Annotated in this window: 18 protein-coding genes and 1 pseudogene; 3 read left to right on the forward strand and 16 right to left on the reverse strand. The window is 45.4% G+C overall.

What is annotated here, in order from left to right; all coding sequences use genetic code 11:
• Positions 1 to 255: 255 nt before the first annotated feature.
• Entirely contained in the window at positions 256 to 2,340 is a 2,085-nt protein-coding gene (gene fusA, locus ACZ5NB_RS12040; protein ID WP_460233864.1) for an elongation factor G, read from the forward strand.
• Positions 2,341 to 2,681: 341 nt separating this feature from the next.
• Here the strand turns inward: fusA and ACZ5NB_RS12045 are convergent.
• From ACZ5NB_RS12045 to ACZ5NB_RS12070, 6 genes and pseudogenes are all read right to left on the reverse strand, one after another.
• Positions 2,682 to 3,329: pseudogene (locus ACZ5NB_RS12045) on the reverse strand (methyl-accepting chemotaxis protein); the annotation flags it as partial.
• A 689-nt stretch (positions 3,330 to 4,018) separates the two neighbouring features.
• Positions 4,019 to 4,561 (reverse strand): PAS domain-containing protein, encoded by a 543-nt coding sequence (locus ACZ5NB_RS12050; protein WP_460233865.1) that lies wholly within the window; start codon positions 4,559 to 4,561, stop codon positions 4,019 to 4,021.
• Positions 4,562 to 5,043: 482 nt separating this feature from the next.
• On the reverse strand, positions 5,044 to 5,883 hold the full coding sequence (locus ACZ5NB_RS12055) for a VOC family protein (RefSeq protein ID WP_460233866.1): 840 nt from the start codon (positions 5,881 to 5,883) through the stop codon (positions 5,044 to 5,046).
• 142 nt (positions 5,884 to 6,025) lie between these two features.
• Positions 6,026 to 7,042: an NADP-dependent oxidoreductase gene (locus ACZ5NB_RS12060; protein WP_460233867.1), complete on the reverse strand. Its 1,017-nt coding sequence runs from the start codon at positions 7,040 to 7,042 to the stop codon at positions 6,026 to 6,028.
• A gap of 373 nt (positions 7,043 to 7,415) precedes the next feature.
• Positions 7,416 to 8,024, reverse strand: a complete 609-nt coding sequence (locus ACZ5NB_RS12065) for a hypothetical protein (RefSeq protein WP_460233868.1) — start codon at positions 8,022 to 8,024, stop codon at positions 7,416 to 7,418.
• Between the two features lie 29 nt (positions 8,025 to 8,053).
• Positions 8,054 to 8,212: a hypothetical protein gene (locus ACZ5NB_RS12070; RefSeq protein ID WP_460233869.1), complete on the reverse strand. Its 159-nt coding sequence runs from the start codon at positions 8,210 to 8,212 to the stop codon at positions 8,054 to 8,056.
• A gap of 300 nt (positions 8,213 to 8,512) precedes the next feature.
• Here ACZ5NB_RS12070 and ACZ5NB_RS12075 point away from each other — a divergent pair, with 300 nt between their 5' ends.
• Positions 8,513 to 10,372 (forward strand): carboxylesterase/lipase family protein, encoded by a 1,860-nt coding sequence (locus tag ACZ5NB_RS12075; protein ID WP_460233870.1) that lies wholly within the window; start codon positions 8,513 to 8,515, stop codon positions 10,370 to 10,372.
• Between the two features lie 117 nt (positions 10,373 to 10,489).
• Here the strand turns inward: ACZ5NB_RS12075 and ACZ5NB_RS12080 are convergent, their stop codons facing one another.
• From ACZ5NB_RS12080 to ACZ5NB_RS12100, 5 genes are all read right to left on the reverse strand, one after another.
• Positions 10,490 to 12,394: an alpha/beta hydrolase family protein gene (locus tag ACZ5NB_RS12080; RefSeq protein WP_464107549.1), complete on the reverse strand. Its 1,905-nt coding sequence runs from the start codon at positions 12,392 to 12,394 to the stop codon at positions 10,490 to 10,492.
• Between the two features lie 24 nt (positions 12,395 to 12,418).
• Complete coding sequence (locus ACZ5NB_RS12085; RefSeq protein WP_460233872.1) at positions 12,419 to 13,213, reverse strand: SDR family NAD(P)-dependent oxidoreductase; 795 nt, start codon at positions 13,211 to 13,213, stop codon at positions 12,419 to 12,421.
• Between the two features lie 90 nt (positions 13,214 to 13,303).
• Positions 13,304 to 14,068 carry a hypothetical protein gene (locus tag ACZ5NB_RS12090; protein ID WP_460233873.1) on the reverse strand — a complete coding sequence of 255 codons (765 nt, stop codon included), beginning with the start codon at positions 14,066 to 14,068 and terminating at the stop codon, positions 13,304 to 13,306.
• A 306-nt stretch (positions 14,069 to 14,374) separates the two neighbouring features.
• Positions 14,375 to 14,650, reverse strand: coding sequence for a hypothetical protein (locus ACZ5NB_RS12095; protein WP_460233874.1), 276 nt, complete (start codon positions 14,648 to 14,650; stop codon positions 14,375 to 14,377).
• A 127-nt stretch (positions 14,651 to 14,777) separates the two neighbouring features.
• On the reverse strand, positions 14,778 to 15,314 hold the full coding sequence (locus ACZ5NB_RS12100; RefSeq protein WP_460233875.1) for a hypothetical protein: 537 nt from the start codon (positions 15,312 to 15,314) through the stop codon (positions 14,778 to 14,780).
• A gap of 252 nt (positions 15,315 to 15,566) precedes the next feature.
• Between ACZ5NB_RS12100 and ACZ5NB_RS12105 the strand changes: the two genes are divergently transcribed.
• Positions 15,567 to 15,977: a hypothetical protein gene (locus tag ACZ5NB_RS12105; RefSeq protein ID WP_460233876.1), complete on the forward strand. Its 411-nt coding sequence runs from the start codon at positions 15,567 to 15,569 to the stop codon at positions 15,975 to 15,977.
• Positions 15,978 to 16,072: 95 nt separating this feature from the next.
• Here ACZ5NB_RS12105 and ACZ5NB_RS12110 read toward each other — a convergent pair whose 3' ends face one another.
• From ACZ5NB_RS12110 to ACZ5NB_RS12130, 5 genes are all read right to left on the reverse strand, one after another.
• The gene (locus ACZ5NB_RS12110; RefSeq protein ID WP_460233877.1) at positions 16,073 to 16,828 is read right to left on the reverse strand and encodes a class I SAM-dependent DNA methyltransferase; all 756 of its coding nucleotides are present in this window, start codon (positions 16,826 to 16,828) and stop codon (positions 16,073 to 16,075) included.
• A gap of 183 nt (positions 16,829 to 17,011) precedes the next feature.
• Entirely contained in the window at positions 17,012 to 18,220 is a 1,209-nt protein-coding gene (locus tag ACZ5NB_RS12115) for a Fic family protein (protein WP_460233878.1), read from the reverse strand.
• A gap of 1,192 nt (positions 18,221 to 19,412) precedes the next feature.
• Positions 19,413 to 20,108 (reverse strand): M48 family metallopeptidase, encoded by a 696-nt coding sequence (locus tag ACZ5NB_RS12120; protein ID WP_460233879.1) that lies wholly within the window; start codon positions 20,106 to 20,108, stop codon positions 19,413 to 19,415.
• Complete coding sequence (locus tag ACZ5NB_RS12125; RefSeq protein WP_464107550.1) at positions 20,105 to 23,455, reverse strand: type I restriction endonuclease subunit R; 3,351 nt, start codon at positions 23,453 to 23,455, stop codon at positions 20,105 to 20,107. The genes ACZ5NB_RS12120 and ACZ5NB_RS12125 overlap by 4 nt, the downstream gene beginning before the upstream one ends.
• Positions 23,456 to 23,467: 12 nt before the next feature.
• A complete protein-coding gene (locus ACZ5NB_RS12130) occupies positions 23,468 to 25,828 on the reverse strand; it encodes an AAA family ATPase (protein ID WP_460233881.1) in 2,361 nt (786 codons plus the stop codon).
• Positions 25,829 to 25,830 lie beyond the last annotated feature (2 nt).

The raw sequence follows: 25,830 nt of genomic DNA on the forward strand, positions 1-25,830 counted from the left end.
CTCTTCGTACTGCTTCCTCCCCCCCTAGAGCGGGAAAACCAGGGCGCTTTATGCAAATTGTATGGTTTGGCCTCGCGACAGCTCGCCAGAAATCGAAGCTTTTAGACCCCGATTCGCCTTAAATTCGGAAGGATTTAGGGCAAATAGCCAATTCTAGGTAAACCAAATGCGATTCTTGCTCATCTAGGCGCGCAAGATGGTTAAAGTTCATGTATATTAGCGCCCAATTTTTCAACCCGGATTGTAGAGAACACCATGACAGACCTATCGTTATACCGAAATATTGGTATCTTCGCCCACGTTGATGCCGGTAAAACCACTACCACTGAACGTATCCTGAAGTTGACCGGTAAGATCCATAAGATCGGTGAGGTTCACGAAGGCGAATCTACCACTGACTTTATGGACCAAGAAGCCGAGCGCGGCATTACCATTCAGTCGGCAGCCGTTAGTTGCTTCTGGAACAACCACCGCTTCAACGTCATCGACACCCCCGGGCACGTTGACTTCACCGTTGAAGTTTACCGCTCACTTAAAGTACTCGATGGCGGCATCGGCGTATTCTGTGGCTCTGGTGGTGTTGAGCCCCAGTCAGAAACTAACTGGCGCTATGCGAACGAGTCAAAAGTTTCTCGTATCATCTTCGTCAACAAGCTTGACCGTGTAGGTGCAGACTTTCTAAAAGTTGTAGGCCAAATCAAGAAAGTGCTTGGTGCCAAGCCTTTGGTTATGACCTTGCCAATCGGTCGTGAAGATACCTTCACTGGTGTTGTTGACCTGTTGAGCAACAAAGCCTACGTTTGGGACGAAACTGGACAACCAGAAAATTACGAAGTCACTGACGTACCTGCTGACATGGCAGATGACGTAGCGAAATACCGCGAAGAGTTGATCGAAACCGCGCTTGAAATGGACGACGACTTATTGATGGCGTACATGGAAGGTGAAGAGCCTTCAATCGATGACATCAAGAAGTGCATTCGTAAAGGTACCCTTGAGCTTGAATTCTTCCCAACTTACTGTGGTTCAGCGTTCAAGAACAAAGGTATGCAGCTATTGCTAGACGCAGTTGTTGACTACCTGCCTTCCCCAACCGAAGTTAACCCACAACCGTTGACTGACGAAGAAGGTGAACCTACTGGTGACTTTGCTACCGTATCTGCCGATGAGCCTTTCCGTGCTCTAGCGTTCAAAATTATGGATGACCGTTTCGGTGCCCTCACCTTCGTTCGTATTTACTCCGGTAAATTAAAGAAAGGTGACACCATCCTTAACTCGTTCACTGGTAAAACCGAGCGTGTTGGCCGTATGGTAGAAATGCAAGCTGATGAGCGTAACGAGCTAGACAGTGCTCAAGCGGGTGACATCATCGCGATCGTGGGCATGAAGAACGTGCAAACTGGTCACACCCTATGTGATCAAAACAACCCATGTACGCTTGAAGCCATGGTCTTCCCAGAGCCTGTAATCTCTATCGCGGTAACGCCGAAAGACAAAGGCTCAACTGAAAAAATGGGTATCGCGATCGGTAAAATGGTTGCTGAAGATCCAAGCTTCCGTGTTGAAACTGATCCCGATTCAGGTGAAACCATTCTTAAAGGTATGGGTGAACTTCACTTGGATATTAAAGTAGACATCTTGATGCGTACTTACGGCGTTGAGCTTGAAGTAGGTGCACCACAAGTAGCTTACCGCGAAACCATTACGCAGAAGATCGAAGATAGCTACACCCATAAGAAACAATCGGGTGGTTCTGGTCAGTTCGGTAAGATCGACTACACCATGGAACCAGGCGAGCCAAACTCTGGCTTCACCTTCACCACTACGGTTGTGGGCGGTAACGTACCGAAGGAATTCTTCCCAGCGATTGAAAAAGGTTTCGCATCAATGATGGAAACCGGTCCATTGGCGGGCTTCCCTGTATTGGACGTTGCTATCAACCTGCATGATGGTGGCTTCCACGCCGTTGACTCCTCAGCGGTAGCGTTTGAAATTGCAGCGAAAGGTGCTTTCCGTCAATCCATGCCAAAAGCGGGTGCGCAACTACTCGAGCCAATAATGAAAGTTGACGTATTCAGCCCAGAAGACAACGTAGGTGATGTGATTGGTGACCTTAACCGTCGTCGCGGCATGATCTCTAACCAAGAGCCTGCCTCAACCGGTGTTCGCGTTAAAGCTGATGTACCACTTTCAGAAATGTTCGGTTACATCTCAAGCTTGCGTACTATGACTTCTGGTCGTGGCCAATTCTCAATGGAATTCTCTCACTACTCAGCGTGCCCACAAAACGTAGCTGAAGAAGTGATTGCGGCTGAGAAAGCAAAACGCGAAGCTAAGTAATTTCATTACATAGCTGACAAACAAAAAGCCCCGCTGGTGAAAATCAGCGGGGCTTTTTTATTGGCACTAGGTTTATTGGCACTGGGTTTATTGGCACTATGTAATGTTCTTTCAACTAGCTTGGGCGATTTGAGTGATAGGTTCTTTTAAGGGCCTCTATGATAACAGTACCCCTCGAAACTGCTTGGTAATATTTAGCGGTGTTTTTCTTCCACCATTTGGTTTAGAAACCGAAGAATCGACTGACTCTCAACTTCAGCATTCAACATAGCTTGCACAATCCTGGCTTTAATTTCATTATTTTCCCGCCAGTTTTCCTGTGCAAGTGCAATAGCCTCTTGAACAGATTCATGTACCAGCGCATGAGGTGCTTTCAATGCTTTGTAACCCTGAGTGCTACTGAAGAGAGATTTACCCTCACCCTCGTAATACCATTTACCCAGTCGACAATCTCGGTGACTAACGTTAACAGCCGATTTCGCGTCTTCGTTTGCAGCATCATTTAATGCGATATAACCATTTTGCTTAAATATTATATGATCGACCTTGATCAAGGCGCTTAAAGACTTATCTTTCGCTAAGTTCACTGAATCCAAGGTATTGCGTGCACCCTCTGAAAAACAGTCGATTTGCGTCTTGAAGCTTCCCATTTTGCTATCGATCTCTTGCGCGACTTCAGCGGACGTATTGGCTTTATCGATGGTTGAGTTCACAATTTTTGTGAAGGAACCAATCGTGTCGGTAATATCAATAGCCGCAGTAATAGTACGCTTCGATAACGCCTTCACCTCATCGGCAACGACCGCAAAACCGCGACCTTGCTCTCCTGCTCTAGCAGCCTCGATTGCCGCATTTAAAGCGAGCAAGTTGGTTTGATCCGCAATATCAGTGATAAACGAAATAGACTCCTTTACTTTTTCGCTATCCGCGCCTAAGGCAGCAATAACATCGGCCACCTCTTGAATAATTTTGTTCACATCAGAAATGGCTGAAGCCATCGAAACAACGTCAGATTGCCCTTCTGTAGCCGCCGTATCAGTCCTTTTGGCAATCTCCTCAATCCCCGTCATTCTCTCACCGATATCAGCAATATCTTTTTGTGTTTCTCGCATATTCAGTATCAAGTTATTAATATTATTTGAGTGCAACTGTGAATGAAGTTCATTCGTCGTGACTAACTCGGAGTTGTGTTGCATTTTACAAATGGAATCGTTTATGTGTAAAAGCGATGTTTTGAGCTGACCGGGTAGGCCTCGATACAAAGCCTTGCGACGATAATCACCCTTTGACACATTTCGAAAGCATGCATCAACTTCTTTGAAATAAGACTCAACGATATCTAAAAACTCGTTAACCTCCCAACCGATCTTTCCAATCTCACCCATCTTCCGTAAGTTAACAATACGCTGACTGAACTCACCTCGATTAGCCTCTTTTAGTGTTGAAAATATTTCATTACAACTAAATAGCACTCTCGAAAACAACCTAAAAACATAAGTAGCAAGAGCCAGAGTAAACGCGGGAAAAAGCCAGACCCATACACCAAATGCGCCCGAGAAATAAACAATGCCCGCGAACAAAAGGCTGGAAAGCGACACAAAGGCAATAAACACAGTCAGCAATGTACTGAGAAAGAAAAACCTAGCGCTTACCCCTTGGTTTTGGCGTGCCTTTATCGTCATGATGTCGGCTCCTGATTTTCAATGCTGAGTATTAGCGAAAGATAGTCCGTATGCCTTTTATCCATTTCGCCTTGAAAATATTTAAGTGAAGCGTCGATCGCTTGCTGCCCACTGTAACGCTGTTCGATTTCACACATGGATTGATAAAGAGGAATGACCTTATTGATCGCTGATCGAGTGGGCTGTCTACGTACAGAGTAATAGCCTATCAACTCGTTAGAAATTGAATGTACTGGCGTTACGTTGGCAAATACCCAGTAGTAGCCTCCGTTTTTACAGCGGTTTTTAACATAGCCAAAAAACTCCTCACCTTGTTGTAGTGTATTCCACATGACACGAAAGACCGCGCGAGGCATATCGCTATGTCTAATCACGTTATGCGGTTTACCAAGCAGCTCGCTCTCACTGAACCCTGAAATCCTCATGAACGTGCGATTAACATAGATTATCCTACCTTTGGTATCGGTTTTACTCACAATAAACTCTTCTTCCGCGAGAGAAACCTCTTGATCATCAGCCGTTGCTGATTGCAATTGCATTCCCACCTCCCTTCTATGCACCAAAGCGCTTTCACAACATTTGCCTTTAAGTTTAGACACTACTGACGAGTTATCGCGATATTGGAGGTGCAACAGGCGGGATTATGACAAAAGCCAATCTAAAACAAACAAAGAGAGCTTAGCGGATTATTTTTAATACCGCAAAATTATTATAATCGCCCGAATAACGTATATTAAACAGAGGCCACATTTAAATTATTTAAACACCCGAAAAGGCGTACAAGAGATCAAAAGCGCCCCGCCTCTACCTTGAGCGCCGTCAACGCTCAGCAGACCCAGGCATATCAGAAAGGAATGGGCTACAACAACGGTCATTAAAGCGCAGGAAGAGCTATCAAGAACCAAAGAACATCACACCAATGGCACCAAATAGACTCTCGGCTAGAGGCGAGAGATTAAAGCGAACTCGAGTATAGAACCTGAGTAGAGAACCCGTAGTTTAGGTTAATCGATTTGCAGAACTACTCCCAAATACCATCGGGAATGGGTTTAGCTTGAACAAACTCCACTAAAATGCCGTCCGTTGCACGAGCAAAAAAACTGGGCAAACCATGCAAAGCGCTAACGGAAATATCAGATTCGATGGCTAAACCCGATGACTTCACTCGCTCATAAGCGGCTTGAATATCGCGAAAGGAGAACGCAATATGAGCGATAGTACTCTCATCAGTCGGCAGCAATTCGGGTCCTTGTTCGGGTGGCCGCAAACGATCGGAATTGAGTGAGACAATAATTTGCACATTATCAACCGTGACGATGAAGGCACTCGGTAATTTTCGTATCTGGATTTCGGACAGCGCGAGAGCCGACTTCAACCAATCCGTGGTTTTTTGGACATCACTAGCCAAAATATGCACATGATTAAAACGATGATGTTTGTCACCAGTATAGATTTCGACAACTTCTTCATCTGGACCAAATAAATACATAAAATGATTTTTGCCCAACGGGGTTAAAGGCGTATAAAAATTAACACCCTGACTTTTCAACCACGCGTACTCATTCGGACCATCGACTCCACTCCAGCCAATATGCCAAAGCGATGTTTTCAGATTTGATATCGCAGGTTTATCAACCTTGTTCATCAAAATAAACGATCGCTCAGTAAATAGGCCAGGCGTTTTATTGTTGAAGTTAACAGCGGTCGCACCTAAAAATTGTTGATAGAAAGTGCGCGTTTCTTCCACATCCTGAACATTGAGCCGCACGTGGTGGAAGTGACCTTGCTCTACCACCCGTTCGGCAAAAGCCGTCATACTCAGAGACAAGAATAAAGCCGATAGAGAAATTGAAAGTCGCATACCCATACTCGATCATCAAATGTGATTAGAAGATCGAGAGGCTACCATGCTAGACGCCCATTCGCCTGGCATTTAGTGTAAAAAAGGGTTTGACTGGAGGAAGGAAAGTAGAGCCTTAGCGAAGGCCCTGCGATGCGAGATATTACTCTTCAGCAATTTTCACTAATTGCTTACCAAAGTTTTTACCTTTCAGTAAACCTCGGAATAATTCTGGGGCATTTTCAAGGCCTTCACCAACACATTCCTTGAACTTGATATTGCCTTCGTTCACCCATTGACCTAGTTGAGTAGACGCTTCTAGCCAGCGATCATCCCACTCTGTGACGACAAAGAAACGATGTTCCGGCACATGCTGAGCCTCGCCAAAAATATCAAAGGGTGTACGCACCTTCGTGCCCTGCTTGGAATTGTACGCAGAGACATAACCACAAATTGGAACACGACCACCCGTATTCAGTAACTTAGCAACCGCCTCGCTAACGTCACCACCGACATTTTCGAAATACACATCGATACCATCGGGGCATGCGGCGGCTAGTTTTGCTTCAAAATCCGGTGCTTTGTAATCAACACAGTCATCGAAACCCAACTCATCTTTTACATAGGCACACTTCTCTGCTCCGCCAGCAACGCCGACTGCGCGCAAACCCAGAATTTTTGCCATTTGCCCCACAACAGAACCCACTGCGCCCGACGCGGCGGCAACCACCAAGGTTTCGCCGGCTTTAGGTTTACCAACTTCGGTAAACCCCCAATAGGCAGTGCGACCCGGCATCCCAACGACACCTAGGTGCATACTCAGACTGCCATTGTTTAAGTCAATGGGGCGTAACCGGGGCTCATCAGCATCAATCACAAAATGCGTCTGCCAGCCAGTATAAGCAGTGACGTAGTCCCCTACTATATACTTGTCGGATTTAGATTCTACGATAACGCCTGCTGACTCAGCGGTAATCACGTCGCCAATTTGCAAAGGATCCACATAAGATTTCGCATCATTCATGCGACCGCGCATGTACGGATCAAGAGAAAGCCAAAGTACCTTAATGAGCACCTGATTATCTTTCAACTCAGGTAATTCACTCTCTTGAAAACGGAAACAACTATCATCTGGCTCACCGTCGGGGCGTTTAGCCAATACCACTTGTTTAGACTTCATCTTCTCACTACCTTCTGGAGGATAAATAACTATTTTTAGTCATCGATACTAACGGAATCACGGAGTACTTTATAGCATCGCATAGCACCAAGGCTATTTAGAATTTATAAACAACCCATCAATTACAATGCAATCAACTAGATTTGTTTAAAGACATAAACCCCATCGATAGGAATGTTCAACCCGACGGAAAACACAATGTCGCGCGAAAAGGCGATTCAAAAGAAAGAGACGTTCGTTTTTAACAACAGGAAAGGGCTTAGACTAAATCACTGATTGGTTTAGCAAAAATGACATTAAAAATATTGTTCGTGGTCAGTTGCCGCCGCCCCTGCACTACGCGAGCAGAGGCAATGGCAACCTAAGGTAATAATTAACAAACAATATCGTAGGTTATCTGAAAATCACCCCCCGGCAATCCATTTCTATCGCCATCCAGAGGATTGCCTTGATTATCCAATACCGGGTTGTCACCGTCCCCCATGATCGTGTATTCCAACCCGCCCGAAAAACAGGGACTTAAGGTAGTAAAGTCTTCTACGGTTGTAAAAATTAATTGTCGATTGCCGTGAGACCAACTCATGGTGCCGGTACCGTTACCACCCGCGCCAGTAACCGTGACGTTGTCTCCTAACACAAACGATGAAGGGTCCATCGCAATATTAAAACGCACTGTTAACACGGCTTTAGTCCCATCAAGCTGAATATCAACAAAATTACTGCCCTCAGTTGCCCACGGAAATGTGGGCATAGCCACGGCCGTTGGCAGCGCATTTTCAAGCGCCTCGATACGGGCTTGCAGATCAACAATCAGCTGATGATTATCATCCACAGCAGTTTCTATGGCTGAAAAGTTTTCATTGACATCGTCCGCAACAGCCGCAGTGCCAGCCGAAAATGAATTCGGCACATCAACTTCGCTGGCGTGTAGCACATTTGGACTAAGCAATAAGATTAGCCCCAAACAATTTAAAATTCTCATAACCTCCCCCCTATATTTAACTGACTTTATTATTGCCATGTACCTTCACCCCAAACCATCGTATCCCACGAACTTTCGGCGGGTGTACCTGATGGAGTACTAGCGCCGCTACTGCTAGAGCTACCCCCGCCACAGGCTGACAACGCGAGCAATAGAATCGTAAAGCATCCGATAACACCTAATTTCATAGACAGTCTCCTTTCGATGACTCTAACCAGAATCACCTCACTCAACTAAGTTACCTGTTCGGCAAACTTAAAACCTCAAAAGTGCCCAGAATACCGTAGTTACTGGGACATAAACACCTACAACAACACATAATCAAACCAGACAAACTGACGGTTAATAAACTCCATCACCCGGCGCAACCCGCACTTAAAACGGCATGGTACGCGTCTAGCGAGAACAGTGATCCGTTTCAATCTGGGATTTGCAGAAGTACAATCTGCGAATACCAACCAAATAATAATCCATAACGGGTAAACGCCATGGCTTTCTCAATACAATGCACACTCAAGCGCCGGGTCACTCATTGCACTCTGACCGCTTTAGCTTTAGGCCTCATCGCTTGTAGTGACAATACACCGGAACACACTATCTCGGATAATACAGCCGCTTCAGCTGAGCAAAACGCCCCCACACAATTGAATTCGACTGAAGACACGACTGTAGTCACCATCAATGACGGCACAATCAAAGGCATCGTTCAGGAGAATGGCTCGCGTGCATGGCTTGGTATTCCCTATGCCCAGCCACCGGTTGGAGATCTACGCTGGAAGACGCCACAGCCCGTTACTCCCTGGGAGGGCACCTTCGATGCATCCAAAAATATTGAGCCCTGCCCACAATTTGCATCCGTCCTATCCGAGGGCATAGCAGACCCAGACAACGATGGCGTGGTAGGTACGGAAGACTGCTTATACCTTAGCGTCTACGCACCCAGTGATGCATCGCCAGACAAACCACTCCCCGTCATGTATTGGATTTTCGGCGGCGGCAATAACAGTGGTTACGCGGGGGATTACAACGGTGGCTTTCTTGCTGAGCAGGAAGATGTCATCGTGGTTGCAGTTAACTACCGCCTAGGTGCATTGGGCTGGTTTATCCATGACGCCATCTTAGACGAAGGCGCAACAGGCGCTGACGCTAGCGGGAATTGGGCCACGGTAGACACCATCCGCGGTCTCGAGTGGGTACGCGATAATATCGCCGCATTCGGAGGCGACCCAAACAATGTCACCATTTTTGGAGAAAGTGCCGGTGCCAGTAACGTATTAACCTTGATGGTCTCCCCCATGGCCAAAGGGCTATTCCATCGCGCCATTTCCGAAAGTGGCGGCGGTAGTGCAATGCCAATGAGTCGCGCCATTAACTTTACCGACGAAAGCCCTGCTGGCGTCGCGCTAAGCTCCAAAGAAATCATTAACAAAATCCTTATTCGTGATGGCAAGGCAAGCACTCGAGAAGGAGCCAAAGCGGTACAAGCCTCTTTATCAAAAAACGACATTCGCGAGCTACTGTATAGTGAACCTGCCGCCAGTTTTTTGAAACTTTATAACCCCAATAGTGCGCGCAACTACGCATCCCCCAAGAAAACCATGGATGGTACTGTGCTTTTACATGAATCCCCTATGGAGTCGCTCGCCAAGGGAAACTACCATCAAGTGCCGATTATCTTTGGCACAAACCGCGACGAGCGACGCATCTACATGTACCGTGAGCCTAAATGGCAAGCTGTGTTAAAAACCGATCCCGAAGAATATATTCGCGTTGCAAAATACTCATCCGACCTCTGGAAACTCCGCGCGGTTGACGCCATTGCACGCTCGGCGGTTCCACACCAAAGTGGCTCCGTATTTACTTATCGTTACGACTGGGATGAACAAGCGACCTACAAAGGTATGGACCTATCCATCGCCATTGGTGCTGCACACGCAACCGAAATGGCCTTAGTGTTTGGCGATTGGGATATTGGCTTTGTCAACAAAGACATACTCTACGACCCAGAAACAATCCCTGCGCGAAACAAACTCTCTCAATCGATGATGTCTTACTGGGCAAACTTTGCCTACACCGGCAACCCAGGTAAAGGTCGTGATGGTCAACAAGTGGAATGGCAACCCTGGCAAGCGGGCGAAAATAAACCGAAAATGATCATCTTCGATTCAGACGCCGACGGAGGCATCCGCATGTCAAATGAAGAAATGACGGCAGACTCCATTCGCGCCGCATTTATGGCAGAAGAATTTTCAGACGAAGCAAACCGTTGTGCGGTCTATCGCAGCACCTACACAGCATTATCTAGCTTTGATGAAGAAGAATTTTTTGCGTTAGGCTGTGAGCTGTAAATCGAAAACACCAGGTAAAAGCTGGTTAATTCAAGGCAGATAGCGCTTGCTATCTGCCTTTTTATTAGCTATTAAGTTATCCAATGCAAATCGACATACCAGGAAGCAGGCAGGAACTTACATGTCTAAGTGCTTTGAAAGATACTCTAAAATATCTGTGTTAAGACTTTCATAGAGAGAAGTAAATCGCCCATTTTCAAAACCAAAGTCGACTACTCGCTTATCAACTTCATCGCCGTATTTGGAAGCTTTCTTGTAAAATCTTGAGGTTTGCTTCTTTCTATAAAAAGAAAGATATGGATGATTTAGCATTAAGATAGGGGTCTTTAAGCCATATACATTGTTAATCGGACTTCTATTTTTTATTTCGTTGTCATCAGAACGAAATAAACCTGATAACACAAAGCTTCTTCGATTCAGGTTTCTATAGAGCCTATGCGGATCGGTAATTGCATTATAGACTGCGATACATTTGAAGGCGTAAACGTCGTCAAGTGCAACTCTCAAAGCGAAGTAACTATCATAGTTAAAACCAACAACACATGAATTATTTGCGTCGACATAATCGAATCCTAACGTTTTTTCAACTGCGGATTTAATCAATCGAAAATATGACTCATCGAAGTCAACATCGGAAAGCCACATTGCGTAACGGTGACTCCCTAGTTCGATAGGAGCTGCAACTTCGAGCACAGCATACCCTGCACTAGCATAGACCTTTGCGTTATTACTAAACACAGTATCACTACCTACTACACGACCATCTAGCAACACCACCAAGGGCACCTGTTTATCAGTTTGCACTGGCCGTGTTATTACAAACTGGAGATCCTCTTCATCGAATAAATACTGCGTAGATTGAGGTAAAGAATCAGCATCCAAATTTTCTCTAACTTTAGCAAAGGGCACAAGACTATTAGTTTTTGAATCTCCAAAGTAATAGGTACCTGGATCATTTAGACCACTAGATAAGATAATGTATTTGGTATTGTCAATGCTAATATCGACCAAGGTGTTATCAAGATCAGAAAGAGCTGTGTTCCACTGTTTATGAAGCTTTCTTACAATACGTGAAAAGTAGTAGTCTCCTTCTGAAGAGGCAGCCCGTAGACCTATAATATTTCCTTTTTTGTCTACAATCTTTTTCCCAAGCGCATGGCTAATTTTGTCTTGTGCGACAACGACACCTTCACGATCACGATTAGCAACATCATACTTTCTAATTAATGGTCGCCCAGCTTGGTAACTAGCGGCGTATAACCAACCACTCGAATCAAAACCTAATGGTTCTATGAGCTCATTATTTTTGTTGCTAAATTTCCAAAGCGAATCAGCACCGCTTTCTTTATCGTTAATATAAACTGTAGTGGCCTGTTTACCAGTTTTAATCAAAAGTCGAGGCCAAGAGCGATTATCGAGAATAACGTGACTAAAACGAAACCTCGTACTCAATACTTCGAAACTATCTTTGCCGCCAGTATTGATATTAATTTTATAAAAATCGCTCCCATCTCGAACCAGTATATGATCTGGCTCTTCTGGCAATATAGAAATTATGTCACCACTGATGTGGCTCTCGAAGAAAACACCCTTTTCTTGTAAAACTTTGAATTCTCTCTTTTTTCTGTTATATATCAATTCTTTATAATCAGTTAAATCTCCAATATTTTTAGCTTCAATTAATAGGGACTCATTATTCAACCAGCGTAATAGCCCTACTTCCAGAACATTCGCGTCAATTTCAAATACATTTTCGCGCTCGCCAGTTTCAGTATCCAAAATTTCAATATACGAAACTCTCTCAGCGAAACGCCCAATTCGTGCAATTGAAGCTATATACCGGCCGCCAGGAGATAAACTAATATGTTGCGCATCAGGAAGTGAGAATAGCTGCCTAGTTAATTCGGGAAGTTCGACAGCAACTGCTTTTGAGCACGTCATCAACCAACAGATAGCAATGACAGCAGTTTTTAAAAAACAACCCACGTTCAATGTAGATTTTCTACATTTCATTTCATGCACTCCATTCCACCTACCTTTACTTATTCACAACGCGGTAAAACCACCATCAACCACTAACTCGGCGCCGGTCATCCATCGCGCTGCATCGGAGGCGAGAAATACCACCGCGCTTGCAATATCACTCGGCGCACCAAACCCGAGAGGATGAGCCACTTTATTTGCCGCAACAACGCGGTCAATATTTTTTGCCAAGCCGATGTCGACCATACCCGTCAAAAAATGATCGCCCATATTGGTCTCCACCATCCCTGGGTGAACCGAATTGACTCGCACATCTAATTTTAACCGTGCGCATTCAATTGCCGCTGACTTAGTCATCGCGCGAACCGCGCCTTTCGAGGTGTTGTAAGCAATATGTCCTGGCGAACCGACTATGCCCGCGACCGACGACAAATTGATAATTGAGCCCCCATCTTTCATCACGCGCAGCGCGTGTTTGTGGCCCAGCATAACACCCGTGACATTCACATCCATGATATGACGGAACTCCTGCACATCACATTCCGCCAACAAATGAGGAACCTCAATACCTGCGTTATTAACCACGATATCGAGACGACCATATTGCTGGATAATATGCGCAAGTATGGATTCCCATTGAGATTCGTCCGTAACATCGTGCTCAATAAAGGCCGCCTCAATTCCAGCTTCTCGGAGGGCAGAAACCGCTGCATTACCTTCTTCAACTAGGAGGTCAGTCAACACAACGGTAGCACCCATTTGGCCTAAGGCATTGCCAATCTCAGCGCCTATGCCACGGGCTGCACCCGTAACGATGGCAACTTTGTCTTTTAGGTAGAATAAGTTTGGGTAATTCATAAAGAAGGTTTTAGTTTTATTATTTTTAGCTTTGTTCACCGAATGAAGAATAACTTCACCGGTTTCTAAGTTTGGGCTTGACCGCTACTTTTAAAGACGAACAGTAATAGCTCGGGTGCGCTCTTGGCTAGCCCGAAATTCACCACCCTCACCAAAGGCAGGATCCACCTCTCCACTCACTGACCTATCTAACGTAATCGTCAGGGTGCAATTTACACCAGGGTTCATACCGAAATTGGCATCGCCTAATAGTCGGGAATTAATAGTTACAGTCGCAGCACCCGTATCAGGAAATGAATCAGCTCCGATGCCTAACCGCGACCCGCAGTTCGTTTGGTAAGTAGCAAGTATATCGCGCCCGCCGGGGTTTGCGGGTTGCCATGTAATGTCTAAAGTGTCGCCGAAGTTGAGAGCAGTATTGGCTGCAGGTAGGACAAATTCAGGCGCAAAAGGCAAATCAAGTTGAGAATTCGGCGCATCAACTTCTGTGTCACGAAGTAATGCTATGGTAAATGTGGTTCCTCCCATATCCGTGGGCACGGTCGTTCTGTAAGAAAAATCACCATAGGCGACTACCTTCGATAACTGGTAGTCCACCCCATTCACCGTCGCCACTAATTGATCTTCTGGCTGCAATTCCAGTACAACATTGTTACCAATCACCCTCGGCGCTCCTACATACAAACTAGCGCTGATTTCTGTAGTACCCGTACCGTTCGCCTGCAACGAGTAAGCCGCATAGACGCCCGAGGTATGAATGTTGGTTGATTCTGTTTCAGAATCGCCACCGCAAGAAGATAGCATTAAAACGAGAAGCACCAAGGCAGCGTTTTTTAAGCAAGGTATTACAGTCATACTAAGTCCCTTTTTGTTATTTGTAAGAGAGGGCTTTTGAAACAGAGGGATAAAGCCCATTCGCATACGCCAATATACCACGTCTTAACGATATGTTATTTATAATTTAGATAAGCCACTATCAAGAGATCCAGCGTAACTATGCAATGATAAAATTGCCTTTGTCGCCTAAATCATCCAGCGCTCGTCGGCCCCAATCTTAGTTATACTCGACAAAACCTAACCTATGCCCCAATGCATTCCACATAAATTTGTTGGCAGTTTGTGAAGGAATATTATTCTTTTATATCGCCTCACTCGCATTGATTAACCTCGTTTGATGCGCACCACTTTCATGATTTCAAACGGCATGCCTGCAACGGTTTCTTCATCGGGGTAATAGGTTACATTGACTCTCGCACCCTTTAAGCTTTGGTAGTTCTCTTTTCGCTTGAATTTAAAGGGCACATCGTAGCCCTCTAGCATGATGGTATGTACAACCCAATTATCTTGATCGCGTTGAACATGCGATACCACTTTCATCATTTCAGAATGGATCAGGTTTTTATTTTTTTCGGTTAACTTTTTTGGATCTGATTTCATTTTAAGTATTTTTATATAGTGATCTTTTCGGTGTCGGTGGATAGAGAACTCATTTTTGATTCAAAACCTCGTCCCTTTTCTCACGCGCTCTTCAAGTTGAGCAATAATTTCTTCGAGTAAGGCAAGGTTAGGGTTTCTCGCCCTCTTCATACTGATCAAACATCCTTTTAAGTTCTGTGATTGCCAATTCCCTTTCTCTCGCTCTACCACCACGTAAAGCATCTACTAATGCAAGTAATTGGTAAAGTACAGCATCTCGTTTAGCGGCCTCAGGCACAGACTTGTAGAGAGGAGAAAATGCCTCACCTCGTATTTCCCCTTGCGGATCAGGCCACACCAGTGTCGAGTCATAATCGTCAGGAAAATATTGAGCCAATGGTGCAGCCACATAAGAAGTCGCCATGCCCCGCTCCATCGCCCCACGCTTGGGTACAAACACATAGCGAATACCATGTTCGAGAAATTCTCCAAGGTTACGAATGTTTGGGTGGATCTCCCCTTCCAGCTTATACGCCAACCCAGACGCAACCGCACGTTGCGCAGCCGCATGAACTTCAGAGGGGCTCATCCCTAACTCAACCGCTAACTTATTGAAAGTCCACGTTTTTTTGCTATTAGCAACCAGCTTGAGCAGAAATACAATGTCTTGAGGTTTCAGGTTCATAATGTGTTTTCTATTCGCAATTCGCGAATAAAGAATAACATAGGGAAAGTGTGAGTCAACCTGGGGATATTGAGAGAATGCCTGGACTTAACGAGCGACACTTGGGCAGGGATAGCTCTCACCCTAGGAAAGGTCATGTTTACATTTTGGGGTTTTATCGACATCAACTTCTGTAAATTTATTTCATATTGTTCGGAATCGTGACTATCTTGTTTATTATGTTGTAACCCCTAATGACATTTAGGAGCGCCTATGACAACTGAAGTCATATACGAAAATGATGGAGAAGGCATCTACTACATCCACCGCGATGTACTACAAGGCGCGTGGCTAGTGGAGAAAATGAAACTACACAATCGTCAAATCGACTTTCGCAAGCTCCGCTACCAGATAGTAGATTTCAGACACTTGGACCGGTTAGAACTCACAACTGAACAACTACAGCAAGTCGCCGACATTGATCGCAGCATTGCTCACCTCAAACGCCCAGATTTCCAACTAGCCATTATCCTCGCCTCAGATTCCATGTCTGGTATTACCCGCATGTGGGAAGTCTACGTCAACATGCCAGAAAACAACGCCAAATTCTTTTATAGCCTAGAAGAAGCCAGAGAATGGTTGGGGCAGAAACAATCCGAAGTGAAACAAGTGAAGGTGATTTAGAGTGGCGATTGATTTAGCATCGCATGCGTCATTGATTATCCGTATTCCAAGCTCTTGCATCCAAACTCTTAAAAGTAACTTAAACACCCGCATTTTTACAGTGGCTTACGCGCAGCCACAATCACGTTGAAGCTCTTCCCCGCCCACGGGATCAGGGCGTTGTAATCATGCTCAAACAGCAACACATCAAAGCCAATATCAGCCAGCATGTGTTGTAACTGCGGTAGCGAGATGGCCGTCATGGTGTGAGCATCCTGCCATTGCTGAACACCGTTGGGCGTATGACAACAGATCGTCAACTGCAACGTCATGGCGTCACCTTGCCCGGCATATTGCCATCCCGAACAAAACTCCAACTGGTTACCACCCTCCTGTGTTCGTGTGGTAATCATGCGATTGCTGTCAATTCCCCGCGCATCCACCGCATTAAACACAAACACACCGCCCGGCTTTAAGGCACTCCACGCACGACGTAGCGTTTCATTTAGCCGAGAAACAGGGTAACTGTAATGAATGGAATACAAAAAGCAGGAGATCAAATCAAACGTAGCGTGATAATCAAACTCCGCCAGATCACAAAGCAGCATGTCCGCTTGCGGGCACCGAGCCTTCGCTTGTTGGAGCATATCGGCACTGTTATCGAGGCCAGTAGCAACAAACCCCTGCTTAATCATATGCGCCAGATGCTGGCCAGTCCCACACGCCAGATCCAGATACTGGCGCCCATCAGACAACGCCAAGCAATCAAACGCTCGCTTTAAAAAGGCACACTGTTCTGCGTAATCAACCTCGTGGCAGAACTGGTCGTAATAACCCGCCAGATCGGCGTAAAGGTTTTCGGGAGTGTGCATGGCAGGCCTGAATTTACCGCTACAGAAAAAGGAGGCGCATCATAGGGGGAGTGTGTTAATTGCTGCAAGCTTTTCAAGCAAATAGGATGGTAGTTGTTTTGGGGTACACAAAGCCTGTTGACACCTATTGGCTAATGGGTGCCCCTGTTTATTCATTCGTTTGGATTGATTTGATTTGAGCGCCTACATTTGAGGTGCAAGTTGGGGGAAATACCACGGTTCAGCATGTTCGGGGATTTCCCATCGCAGCGGTGACTTACTGCTCGTTTCGCTGAGCAACCCCTCATCTTTTAATTGGCTCAACAAACGTCTGGCACTACGTTCTGGCATTGCACACGACTGTAACGCCTCGGCGCGTTCTAATTTACCACTAATAAAAGCGTTATACAGCACCATAGCGGCTTCATGTTTAAGGGACCCAGTAACACCCAGTACGCGATAATCGTTGCGTGCCTCAATGTAGCTTTTAATACGTTTGCGTAATTCGGTTAGATTTAACAAACCGCTGATATAATCTACCTGATCAATAGCGGTATCGAGCATATAGTCGCAAAACTCCATTAAACCTTTTTCGGTTAACTGGCCTCGACCGTCATAATCGCCTTGGCGCGGTTGATCGGCCATGGCTAAATATCTTTTATAGTTTCCGTTTCTATTCGCCAACCCACGGCTTAAGCACCAAGCGCCGTAGCTTTCCAAACCCACTGCTTTCAATGCGGCGTCAGTAATTAGACGACCAACTCTGCCATTGCCATCGAGAAAAGGATGAATCCAGGCAAAACGATGGTGGGCGGCCATAATGGCAATTATTTTTTTATCGCCTTGAAAACGATTGGGATGGAATGTCTCACAAAACCTTTCCATGAGTACCGGTAAGCTCTCTGGCTCAGGTGGGATATGCTGCCCTACCTCCACTCGCCTTTTACGCCACTCTCCCGGCTCAACCCTATCCGTTATTTTGTCGGCATTGTCTTGTATTACCCACAAACTTTCTGGAATGTGATGATAAAACTGATGATGGATTTCCTGAATAAACTCGGGGTTAAACAGATCATCCAAACTCGGTGCCCGTTCTTGCAACCATTGCTGAACGGCCATATGCCCGAGGGATTCCTTTTGTAAATCACGTTTTGCCGGATCGACCGAATAATCGCCGCGCTGTGCCGCCCTTATTTCATGTGGCCGCGTTGCATTACCTTCAATCAGGTTCGAGTAATAGGAATTGATCACCCGCATATGGATCTCAAGTACGGCGAGCGTATCTGGCGCTAACAAGCCCGATAGCTTCGATGATTTTTGGATCAGCGCCATCGCCTTATCAGGTAAGCTGGACTTTTCCATTGCCTGCTCACTAGGAATAAATGGCGCTATGTCGGCTATCGAAGTAGTCATTTAACGAGCGACCCTGTTAAAGAGGTTGTGTCAGCTATCACGCTTATCGCCACTAACCCTGCCAAATATTTGGCCGGTTATTTGGCCGAATTAAAATTCTGCAACCTATTGTTTTTATTATAAATAAATGAATATAAAGTCAGGTAAAAGCTTTTTTTGGCCGGATAAATGGCCGATTTCGTAAGAATAAGCCAAAAACCGATCAAAAGCCACTCGAAGGTGGAGAAAGACCCAAATTGGGTACGACAGGCCCTTCTCTTGGTCTTTTAAATATTGCCGTATAGAAATTTAGGGAGAAACATAGAGGACGAAAATTGCCATCTCACACAAGAACTTTGGCTAATTTCCTACAGTCCCTTATCAGTCAATAGCCGCAAGCCCTGCGGTGAAATAAAAGGGTGTGTTTTGGTGGAGATATTTTGTTGGGTGTCGGTGTTTACCGAATACGAGTGATTTCTTGGTATTTGCCGTGGTTGACGGCGGGCGACATCCTTTTTCTTGCTCCCCCAAGTAAAAGGATGCAAAAAGACAAATCTGTCCGGAACAAGAGTTGGGCAGCCGCTTTTTGTGCTGGTCGAAGACCGAGCTACATGGATGTAGTGAGTCCACGTACCCCGCATTGGGTCTTCGACTCCCCTCCCTCCGTTCAAACCATTAATGGTCGCTTTGATGCCACTTCCTGTATCAGCAAAGCTAAATAGTATGTCCTATACGATTTCCCAAAATAATTTTCACTTCACTCAGCCTGCTGCAAGGGGAACGCAAAACAACAGATCATCAATGTAGCGAGAAGAAATAGATCCGTCCCCTTTTTCGCAAATAAAGCAACACCGAGAAAAACAAATCTGTCCCCTTTTTCGCAAATAAAGCAACACCGAGAAAAACAAATCTGTCCCCTTTTCGTGCTATTTAAAGAATCGCGAATTATTCAAAACACATTTATCTGAGGAAGATCCACACGCGTTTAGGAAAGCAGCGCATTACAGCGCGCCGATAGTTAATGATCGGTTTGTAAATCAGATTGCTTCATTGTCGGGTAAAACCATTCAACAACAACGGGGACGACCGCCGGTTAATAAATAATCCCTCCGTCCCCTTTAACTGTTTGACTACCTCTTTATCATATCTAAAAAGAGGTAGTTGCTTATCGTCATCCTTGGCGCTCATAAATCGATCCCTAATTAGCTGACTGCTAAAGATCCATTCCCGCCCCATTAAACCGCAGCCATTTTTTCTGGGCTTCATATCCTGGCAGTATTTTTTCAACGGCACGCCAGAATGCGGGTGTATGATTGGGGTATTTGATGTGGGCGACTTCGTGGGCTATAACGTAATCTAATGCGGAAAGCGGCAGCATGGCGCATTTCCAGTGAAAATTTAATTCGCCATTTGCGGTGCAAGAGCCCCAGCGGTTTTGTAGCTCCATCACTTTTATTGAAGTGACCTTTTTGCCCATTCGACTACTATAGTTTGCGGCTCTTTCAGCGACCTTTTTGGTCAGCTTTTCTTTGTAGAAGTCTCGGAAATGCTTACGTGCATTCTTAATAGCATCTATGCGGAGCAGGAATTGCCCGGCATTAAGTTTTAGAGGTACGCCTTGCTTCTCGACCAGCTGCAAGCGATAGCGTCGGCCCAGATATAAAAAGCTTTCACCATTCACGTATTCGCGGTGAACACGAGTGCGGTTGAGATCTTCCCATTCGGCTAGGTTGCGGTAGATCCAGCTGCGCTTTTTCTCTAGCAAGTTTTCAATGCGCGGCATATCGAAGGGTTTAGGCGCTAGCACGGAAACACTACCGTCTCGCTCAATATAGATCGACGTCGTTTTGCGATCGCTCTTTTTGAGCGAGTACTCAATATCTTTGTAGGTACACTGGGCGTTCATCATGCATCGCCCTCATCATCTCTTTTGTGGCTACCGTTCAGTAACGATTGCTCCCGCCGTTTGGCTAAGGCGACTACATCAGTAACAAGCTGTTCTTGGCAGCTAGCTAACTCATCAATCCCACTCAAAATAAATGCTTCTTCAAGCTTACCTTCTAAAGCCGATACCTGCGCTGGCCTTTGCCAGAAATTCAGCGTACGGATTTCTTCACTCAATACACGGATAATATCGTCAACCAATGCCAAGATAGACTTCTGTTGGCTTTCAGAGACGGTTCCAGCAAAAGCAATATCGACAATAAGATCATAGAATGGGCCGAGGTCACCCTCCTCTTTTGCGCGACCGCGGTCTATTTCAACCCGTAACTCTTCAAGCGCTAACACCAACTGATCCCAGGTTTCATTGTATTTCTTTAACACGTTTTCCAGCTTCTCACTGAAACGCTTATACATCACTGGGTCTTCGCCTTCGTGCACTTTACAGTGCTTACGAATGGCATGCTCCATTTCACTCGCTGCCGCCCTGGGGTCTTGCTGCTGTTTCACTTGCTGCACGAAATGCGGAGAAAACAACTCCACAGGTGGAACTTTTGGGTTGATGCCCAAACTCAGCAAATGCTCATTCACCAGCTTACGTACCTTCTCGCCCGCACCACTGACATTAATGGAATCATCTTTATAGCGTTCACGCGCTTTGGCTTGCAGGTGAGCGAACTGGTACATTGGAATCTTGAATCGGTCTGCCAATCGATTGGGCAGGATAATATCCATACTCTGCATAAACTTCTTCAAGTAGACGTTAAAGCTGTCGCGAGTTTTAATGTCTTCTAGAATCTGCACCGCCTTTTCTATCACCTGGAAACGCTCAGCATCGCTACCCAGCTTTTGGGTTACCAATGCTTCAATATTGCTAACACCTTTGTCTTCGAACAGCTGAATTAAGCGTTGATAGCGGCTTTCCAGTACCGGCACTTCCGACTCAATGCTCTTGAAGCTATCGAGAATATCGGCTTGGTCATCTCCCGAATACAGCGACAACGCTGTTTTGAGGTTTTCGGTGAGGCCAATGTAATCCACCACATAACCCACTGTTTTATTTGGATAGGTGCGGTTAACGCGGGCAATCGTTTGTAACAGGTTGTGTTCCTTGAGCTTTTTATCGATATACATCACTTGTTCAATAGGCGCATCAAAACCAGTTAGTAACATATCGCAGACGATTAGGAAGGCTACGCCAGTTTCAGGCTTTTCAGTATCGAACTTGTTCTTGAAGCTTTTAACAGCATCCAGCGCACGCGCTTCTTTGCGTGCCGCTACAAATACCGCTTTTTCGTTCGTGCCATCCGATGAGATAACTACTGCGGCTTTGAGGAATCGTACTCGTGCAAGTAGGTTGGCATCCTGTGAGTCGGCCGGTTTTTCTTCTTCTGCGGTTATCCAGCTTTCCAGCGCCTTGCGGATATAGGTTTGGTAGTGAATCGCCGCCTGCTTGGACGAACACACGACTTGTGCTTTAAAACCGCTAGGTAGGATGTTGCTAATGTAATGGCTCACTAAATCCTGAGCGATTTCTTCGATACGCGCTTCGGCTTCCAGAATATCGCCAGTAGCACCGTATTTTTTGCGAATTGCGCGCAACTCTTCTTCGCTACGTTCTTTAAATAAGTTTTCGAACTTCGTATCAAACCCGTGCTTGTCGTAAATCGCGGTGTCAGCCGTTTTCCCTTCATAGAGTATTTGTAACGTCGCGCCATCTTCCACGGCATCCTGCAGTTTGTAAGTATCGATATAAGGCTTATTCGGGTCATTACCGAAACGCTTCCACGTGGGGTCGGTATGGTGGTCTGCAATTAACGGTGTACCCGTAAATGCGATACGCGTGGCATTTGGGAAGGCATCAAATAGGTTATCCGATAAGCTGGCGCGATCCCTTCCGCTGCGTTGGGTGCGATGAGCCTCGTCGATAAGTATTAAAACTTTTTCGGACCCATTAATGGTGCCGAAGGCTTCATAAACCGGTGGCGCCGCAGCGCGAGAATGGTATTCGTGTTGTTGGGTGTGCTCTTCTTTCGGCTGATAATAGCCGCCACGGTCATCGCTTAGTACATTCTTAAAATACTCGGGTGTATTGCTGTCATCTTCCTCACGAAATTTATGAATCATCACCATATTGGTTGTTGATGAATCATCGGCTAAACCCGTTTTAGCCGCAGAGACACTACCGATAAATTGCACAGTATCTCCAGTTAACGCCGCGGTCTCACCCAGCTGTTTATCTAAATCTTTACGGTCATTCACCATTAAGACTTTATATTCTTTTAATACCGGGTCACGCCGTAGCTGCCGGACTAAAAACACCATGGTGAGGGATTTACCGCTACCTTGGGTATGCCAAATAACGCCCGAGCGATCCAGCCCGGTATTGCCGCTCAGCATCCCCGCGATGGTTTTCTGAACGGCCCGATACTGCTGGTAGCGACAAACCACTTTAATCCGTTGTTTACCCGCATCCATAATCAACGTAAAGCTGCGGGTAATTTCCAACAACCGCGCGGGATGCAACATACCTTGCACAAGCTGCTCTTGTGGGCGGTGTACGTGTAAATTACCGTCCATGTAAGGCGTGGTATCGGGGTGAATGGTTTTCCAGTTAAAGTAGTATTCTTCTGTCGAGGTAATCGTGCCGAATTTAGCATTGTCGCCGTGCGTGGCGATCATCAGCTGATTGGTCCAAAATAATTTTTGTTCACCCTCGGATAAACCCGCCGCAATGGTGTCCTCCCGTAAATCCGCGTAGCGCTGTAATTGTTTAATCGCCTCGCTCATCGCATCCGAGGTAAAGCTATTGACATCCTTACACTCAATCACCACCAGCGGCAGACTATTCACAAATAGCACCACATCAGGAATGATGAAATCTTTTACGCCTCCAGGTGTATCAATGCGAAATTGGTTAATCGCCAAAAATCGATTGTTTTGCCAATTATCGAAATCAATAATTTTTACCGTTGGGTCGACCTCGCCGGTTAACTCATTGCGATCTAGCTGCCACTTATATAACCGCTCCAGAAAAGTTTCATTGGCCGCTAATAAATCCGACGTATCAAATCGTGAGAAGTCATTGAATAACGCTTCGAGCTGATTCTCAGTCAGCCAGGGCTCGCCTGATTCGGTGCGATTGATACTTTTGACTGACTCAAAAAAATCGCACTTTAGTAAAACTTCACGGAAGTTGTTTCGCAGACTCACGCCTGGATTCTGGGGAATACCAGAACCTTGTTCGATGACTTGCCAGCCCATACTTTCAAGTTGGTTAAGGAGTGGCTTTTCTACGAATTGATATTCAGACATTTTCCACCCACCTCAGGACGCCGACACCAATTGGTTGTAAATAAAATCCAAAAGTTGTGCGACTGTATTTCTTCTATCTTCAATGTCATCCGCTAGATTAATATGGTGCTCTGGATTTAATTCATTGCGCCATCGATGCAGGCTTTCTGCGGTAGGCTGGGAAATGATTCCGGATTCGAGCATCTTATCGATTTGATCGCTAAACAAACGCTCGTCTATTTGACTATCACGTAGCTGTTTAGAAAACCGTAGCCTCACAGCCTCCTCGAGGAATACTCTTGGTAGCGGATGTATATTATCGGTGCGCCGCTCAACGAAATCTATCAAAGTATCGGCATGCTTGTGATGTATATTTTTCGTGAATACATCTGGGCCAACTTCTCTCAGGCTAGAACTATTGTGGTCACGCGTGATTTCAAGCACCTTTACATCACTACGATGAAAACCCTGCACATTGAGAAAATTCGCGATACCTTCCTTAAAGTGGCTAAGTACTATTATCTGTTCGCATCGATCTGCCAGGCCTTCAATCTCGCTGTGTATTCTCCCAACTCGCTCATTATCAAATGACGTTACGGGGTCATCTAAAATAACCACAGTTCGAGATAGTTGGTTTACATCCATACCTTCAAGTGAGGAGAAAAAGATAGCTAAACTAAGCGCCCTTCTGTCAGATTCACTAAACACCTTATCGAGTTGAGCTTCATTAATACTTTGGCCCTTGAAAAGTACCTTAAAGTAGTTAACTGTTTTATTGCCTTGGTTACTTACTCCTGGTTTTAAAGTGAAATCTCTACTGCCAAGTTTTTGAAAAAAAGTATTGATACGTTCAAAGTAGGTTTGCAAATAAGCTGCTTGCTCATCTTGTAACGCTTGGCGTAAACGAGGAATATCTTCTTCCAGACTCGACAACACTTCAGTCAACCGTTGATACTCGAAACAATTATCATTTTGCTCGAACCGTTTCACATCAGCAGCCAAACCTTCACCAAGCTGCTTCAATCTGGTCAATTCAGCTGCTACATTTTCCTCATTTAAGCTATTTTTCAATATATCTGCGTTATGGTTAAAACTGTTAACCAATGGATTTACCTGTTCGACTAACGCCGAAATATCGCCAAACAATCCCTCAATTTTTGAAATATCCACCTGCCCTACTGGCTTATCAGGCGCGGCGAGTTTAGCCTTAATCAGATTCTCGAACTGAGGGATAAACTCTGCCAGCTCTAAACGAACATTCTCAATCTTTTCGCGCAGGCTTTGAAAGTGGACTCGCAAAGCGGACACTATGCCATCTGATTTTTCCTCAGAACTCAATTCAGGGTACGCTTGAAGAATCAACTCGGCATGGTCGAGCGAATTCAAAAATTGGTCTAGCGTTAAAGCAGATAAGCCAGTTTGATATCTTTTGATACCACTATTCACGTAGCCCGCATGGCGTGAGAACTGGTCATCAAAGCATTGCCGGTATATATCTAACAGTTCATTTACTTGCGGAGTGATGGATTGGCCGCAGAAACCACAGCTGTCACCTTTCAAATATCCTAAACCTTGCTGAATCCAATGTTCAGCTCCGTCTGCCTTTGTGAAACAGCGTTCGATATGATTAGATAATTCTTGTTTGGCAGCTTCATGCTGATTTTCAAGCATGGACACAAAAATTTCGTTTAGCTTTGCAGCACTATCAATAAAAGTAGAGGGAAATTGCATGGGTAGTAATGCCGATCTCGCTCTAATTGCTGCCGATTCTTTCCTCTGCTTGTTAAGAGCGCCATAGTCAGAACGGGCTCTATCTAAAGCTTCTTTTGCGGCATCAATGTCTTCTACCACAGTGCGCTTAACAAAAGCGAGGACATCCTGAACACCAGAAAACGCTTGTTTTTCCAAATCAGACTTAGCTTTAGTGGCTCCTTTTCTTTCTTCAATTTTACTCGCGAGTTCTTGCGCTCTCTCCACACCGTGCTCGCCAAGTACGAAATCACTGAAATTTTCTTTGGTTTCACGACTCAGTTTTCGAGCCGAGAAAACATGTGAATGATAAAAACCGTCATCATAAATAGCTAAATGGTGAGACTCACGTAGCCCATTTAGCCAAACACCATTGCGAAATTTCGCTGTACCTTGGTTCTCATTTTCACCAGCAGCTGCGAAATTGATCTTTATTTTTTGTGGATCTTCGTCATGCGGAATTGTTCGCCTGGCAACAACACCTTGAGCATCATTCGATTTTAGGGATGAAAATATATCTCCCAACGTCGTTTTTCCGTAGGTGTTTTTGCCATAAATCAACGTAATCTTTGAAAAATCGATCGCTCCGGCATTACACCTTTTGAAAGAACCAACATTGTTGATCAGCGATATCCGTTTTAGCATGA

The sequence above is a fragment of the Aurantivibrio plasticivorans genome (genome assembly GCF_055392955.1).